4 protein-coding genes are annotated in these 4,277 nt (G+C 75.9%); 1 reads left to right on the forward strand and 3 read right to left on the reverse strand.

The window, feature by feature from the left end; all coding sequences use genetic code 11:
- Window positions 1-363: 363 nt before the first annotated feature.
- Genes hemQ through hemE form a run of 3 tightly spaced genes read right to left on the reverse strand, consistent with a single transcriptional unit; the run spans window position 364 to window position 3,574 of the window.
- Window positions 364-1,065 carry a hydrogen peroxide-dependent heme synthase gene (gene hemQ, locus C1I99_RS29810; protein ID WP_111137510.1) on the reverse strand — a complete coding sequence of 234 codons (702 nt, stop codon included), beginning with the start codon at window positions 1,063-1,065 and terminating at the stop codon, window positions 364-366.
- Window positions 1,062-2,471: a protoporphyrinogen oxidase gene (gene hemG / locus C1I99_RS29815; RefSeq protein WP_111137511.1), complete on the reverse strand. Its 1,410-nt coding sequence runs from the start codon at window positions 2,469-2,471 to the stop codon at window positions 1,062-1,064. The genes hemQ and hemG overlap by 4 nt, the downstream gene beginning before the upstream one ends.
- Window positions 2,472-2,476: 5 nt before the next feature.
- Window positions 2,477-3,574: a uroporphyrinogen decarboxylase gene (hemE, locus tag C1I99_RS29820; protein ID WP_199562440.1), complete on the reverse strand. Its 1,098-nt coding sequence runs from the start codon at window positions 3,572-3,574 to the stop codon at window positions 2,477-2,479.
- 135 nt (window positions 3,575-3,709) lie between these two features.
- Between hemE and C1I99_RS29825 the strand changes: the two genes are divergently transcribed.
- Window positions 3,710-4,277: DUF3000 domain-containing protein (locus C1I99_RS29825; protein ID WP_111137513.1), on the forward strand; the 568-nt coding region annotated here is incomplete at its 3' end.

Genomic DNA, 4,277 nt, shown 5'->3' on the forward strand with positions numbered 1-4,277 from the left:
CCGGCCCTCCGCCGCGGTCGGCCCCCAGGCGGGCATCCAGGCCGGCGGGAGCAGCCGTTGCCGCCGGGGCCGGCCAGCGGCCGGCGGGAGCAACCGTTGCCGCCGGGCCGGCCAGCGGCCCGCGGACCAGCCCGGCCGGGCGTACCGCATCCGGCGTACCCGCCCCCTCCGGTCGCTGTCGAGCTGCCCCCTCGCTGTCGAGCTGCCCCACCGGTGGGACCACCCGCCGGGTGGCGCCGCAGAGGTCGTTGCCCCGTCTGTAGGGGCAGCTCGACAGCGTCCGGGGGGTGGGTTCCCCCGCGCCAACCGGCCCCGGCTGCGACGGCGGTGCTGGCCGTCCCGTCTCGGGTCGGTCCCGACGGCTCAGACCAGGCAGTTAACGATGTCGGCGATGGGGCGGCGACGGCCGGTGTAGAACGGGATCTCCTCCCGGACGTGCCGGCGGGCACCGGAACCGCGCAGGTCACGCATCAGGTCGACGATGCGGTGCAGCTCGTCGGCCTCGAAGGCGAGCATCCACTCGTAGTCGCCGAGCGCGAACGAGGCGACCGTGTTGGCGCGCACGTCCGGGTAGCCGCGGGCCATCCGTCCGTGCTCGGCGAGCAGCTCGCGCCGCTCGGCATCCGGCAGCAGGTACCACTCATAGGACCGGACGAACGGGTAGACGCAAAGGTAGGGACGGGCCTCCTCGCCGGCGAGGAACGCCGGGACGTGGCTCTTGTTGAACTCGGCCGGCCGGTGCAGGGCCATCTGCGACCAGACCGGGGTGAGCGCGCGACCCAGGGTGGTACGGCGCAACCGCAGGTAGGCGTCCTGGAGGGCGTCGCTGGAGGAGGAGTGCCACCAGATCATCAGGTCCGCGTCGGCACGCAGGCCGGCGACGTCGTACGTGCCGCGGACCACCACGTCCTTGCCGGCCAGTTCCTCGAAGAGGGCCTCGATCTCACCGGTGACGTTGTCCCGCAGCGACGGCAGCGGGCTGGTGGCCCGGAACACCGACCACATGGTGTAGCGGATGCTCGCGTTGAGCTCCCGCAGCCGGGCCGCGTTGGTCTGCTCGGTCATCTCCCCGATCCTCCCAGTGCTGTGATGATCTCTTCAGCCGCCGTCTGCCCGGACCGGACGCAGACCGGAATGCCGACCCCGTCGTACCCGGCGCCGGCCAGGACCAGGGTCGGGTGGGCAGCCCGCAGGGCGGCCCGCGCGGCGGCCACCCGGTCGGCGTGGCCCGGGGTGTACTGCGGCAGCGAGCCACCCCAGCGCTGCACGTGCCCGCCGACCGGCGCCGGCAGCGGTGCGCCCAGCACCGCCGAGAGCTCCCGGTGCACGGTGGCGGACAGGTCCTCGTCGGTGCGCTGCACCTGCCGCTCCTCGCCGTACCGGCCGACCGAAGCGCGCACCAGGGCCAGCCCGTCCGGCCGGCGCAGGTGCCCCCACTTGGTGGTGAAGAACGTGGCGGCCTTGACCAGCAGGCCCTCGGCGCTCGGCACCAGGAAGCCGGACAGCTCCGGCAGCCGCGGCTCGGGCAACGCCAGGGTGACCAGCGCGACACTGGCGTAGTCCAGCCCGCCGACGCCCGCCGCCGCCTCGGGTGCGATGCCGCCGAGCAGCCGGGCCGCGGCCCGGGCCGGCACCGCCAGCACCACGGCGTCGACGTCGACGAGTTCCGGATCCCGAGTCGGGCCCACCGTCAGCCGCCAGCCACCGCCGGCCGGGGTCAGCTCGCGGACCGTCGCGTCCCGCCGGACCGTCGCGCCGCTGGCCGCCGCGGCGGCCTCGACCAGGGTGCTCAGCCCACCGGCCAGGGTGCCGAAGACCGGCGCGCCCGGGGCGCGGGGGGCCGCGGCCTGCGCGGCGCGCACCGCGCCGACCAGGGTGTGCTCCACCCGGGCCGCCCGGGCCAGTGCCGGCATCGTGGTGACCAGGGAGAGGTCGTCGGCCCGGCCCGCGTACACGCCGCCGAGCATCGGGTCGACCAGCCGGTCGACCACCTCGTCGCCGAGGCGCGCGCGGACCAGCGCGCCGACCGGGACGTCCTCGCCGGGGCCGAGCAGCGGCCCGCCGCCGTCGGTGTCGGCGTCCGCCGCCGGCCGCGCGACCGTGGCCACCTTCTCCAGGTTCCCAGGTACGCCGACCAGGGTGCCGCCGGGGATCGGACGCAGCTCGCCGTCGACGACCAGCGCGGCCTGCCCGACCGTCGGGTGGACGATCCGGTCGGCCAGCCCGAGCCGGCGGACCAGGGCCACCGCGACGGACTCGCCGCCGGCCGGGTCCCGCATCAGGAACGACTCGGCGCCGAACTCCACCGGCTGGCCGGCCAGTTCGCCGGTGCGCAGCTTGCCGCCGAGCGCGCCGGACTGCTCGTACACGGTGATGTCGGTGCCGGCGGGGGCGCGGTCGCGCAACCGGACGGCGGCGGCCAGCCCGGCGATCCCACCGCCGACCACCGCCACCCGCCACGGCGCTCGCACGGCGCTCAGCCCTGGTCGGCCGGGCGTGCCGACAGCTCGTGCACCAGCTCGACCACCCGGGTCAGCACGTCGGGGTCAGTCTCCGGGAGCACGCCGTGGCCCAGGTTGAACACGTGACCGGGCGCGGCCCGGCCCTGCTCGAGGACCCGCCGCACCTCGGTCTCGACCACCGGCCAGGGGGCGAGCAGCACGCACGGGTCGAGGTTGCCCTGCACCGCCTTCTCTGGGCCGATCCGGCGGGTCGCCACGTCCAGCGGCGTACGCCAGTCGACGCCGACGACGTCGGCGCCAGCCTCGCCCATCGCCCCGAGCAGCTCGGCGGTGCCCACCCCGAAGTGGATCCGCGGCACGCCCGCGCCGGCGAGCCCGCTCAGCACGGTGGCCGAGTGCGGCAGCACGAAGCGGCGGTAGTCGGCCTCGGAGAGCGCGCCGGCCCAGGAGTCGAAGAGCTGCACCGCGGAGACGCCGGCGTCGACCTGGACCCGCAGGAACGCCAGTGTCACGTCCGCGAGCCGGGTGCAGAGCGCGTGCCACAGCTCCGGCTGGCCGTACATCAGGGCCTTGGTCTTCGCGTGGGTACGCGACGGGCCGCCCTCCACCAGGTAGCTCGCCAGGGTGAAGGGCGCACCGGCGAAGCCGATCAGCGGGGTGGCGCCGAGCTCGGCGACCAGCAGCCGGACCGCCTCGTCCACGTAGGAGACGTCGTCGCGGGTGATCGGCCGGATCCGCTCGACGTCGTCGAGGGTGCGCACCGGGTCAGCCACCACCGGGCCGGTGCCGGGCACGATGTCCAGGTCGACCCCGGCGGCGGCGACGGGCACCACGATGTCGCTGAACAGGATCGCGGCGTCCACCCCGTGCCGGCGCACCGGCTGCAGGGTGATCTCGGTGACCAGTTCGGGGCGGCGGCAGGACTCCAGCATCGCCACGTTGGCCCGGATCTCGCGGTACTCCGGTAGGGACCGGCCCGCCTGACGCATGAACCAGACCGGGGTGTGCGGGCCGGACCGACGCCGGCAGGCGCGGACGAAGGGCGAGTCGGCCGGTCCGCCGGAGCGGGGCTCGTCGTCTCGGGCGGCGGTGCCCGTGGTGTCGGTGGTCATCGGGGCCATCGTGCCACGCTGGCGCCGAACCCAGCGGGCAGCGTGGGCCTTTTGTGACCAGTATCAGCCTGGCTGAAGGCGCGGCGTCGGCGCGCCGTTCGGGCGGGCGGCTGGGCGGCGGCATAGGCTGCCGGCATGGCCGCCCCGATCGCGCTTCCGGAGACCTTCGCCCGCGCGGTCGCCGGGCTGCGGTCCGCGGCGCCGCGGCCGGAGATCCTGCTTGAGGAGGTCGGCGCGCCGCAGCGGCTCGCCCCGTACGCCTTCGCGCTCTCCGCGACCGTGCTGCGCGACGGTGACGAGGTGGCCACCGGGCGGCTGATCCTGCTGCACGACCCGGCCGGGCACGAGGCGTGGCGGGGCACCCTGCGGCTGGTCACCTACGTGACCGCCGAGCTGGAGGTCGACCTGGCCGCCGACCCGCTGCTGCCCGGCGTGGGCTGGACCTGGCTGACCGACGCCCTGGAGGCCCAGGACGCCCGGCACCGGGCGATCGGCGGCACGATCACCCAGACGCTGTCGACCCGGTTCGGCGAGTTGGCTGGGCCACCGGCGGCCGGCGACATCGAGATCCGCGCCTCCTGGACGCCGCTCGACGACGACCTCGCGCCGCACCTGCTCGCCTGGTGCGCGATGCTCGCTTCCACGGCCGGCCTGCCGCCGCCCGGCGTCACCGCCCTCCCCGAACGCCGCCCCGCCGGCGCCG

It is taken from the genome of Micromonospora deserti, assembly GCF_003236335.1.
GTDB classification, from domain to species: Bacteria; Actinomycetota; Actinomycetes; order Mycobacteriales; family Micromonosporaceae; genus Micromonospora; species Micromonospora deserti.

Coding starts and splice junctions, on each gene's coding strand:
- hemQ (WP_111137510.1), bottom strand. CDS start 1,065: ATGACCGAGCAGACCAACGCGGCCCGGCTGCGGGAGCTCAACGCGAGC.
- hemE (WP_199562440.1), bottom strand. CDS start 3,574: ATGACCACCGACACCACGGGCACCGCCGCCCGAGACGACGAGCCCCGC.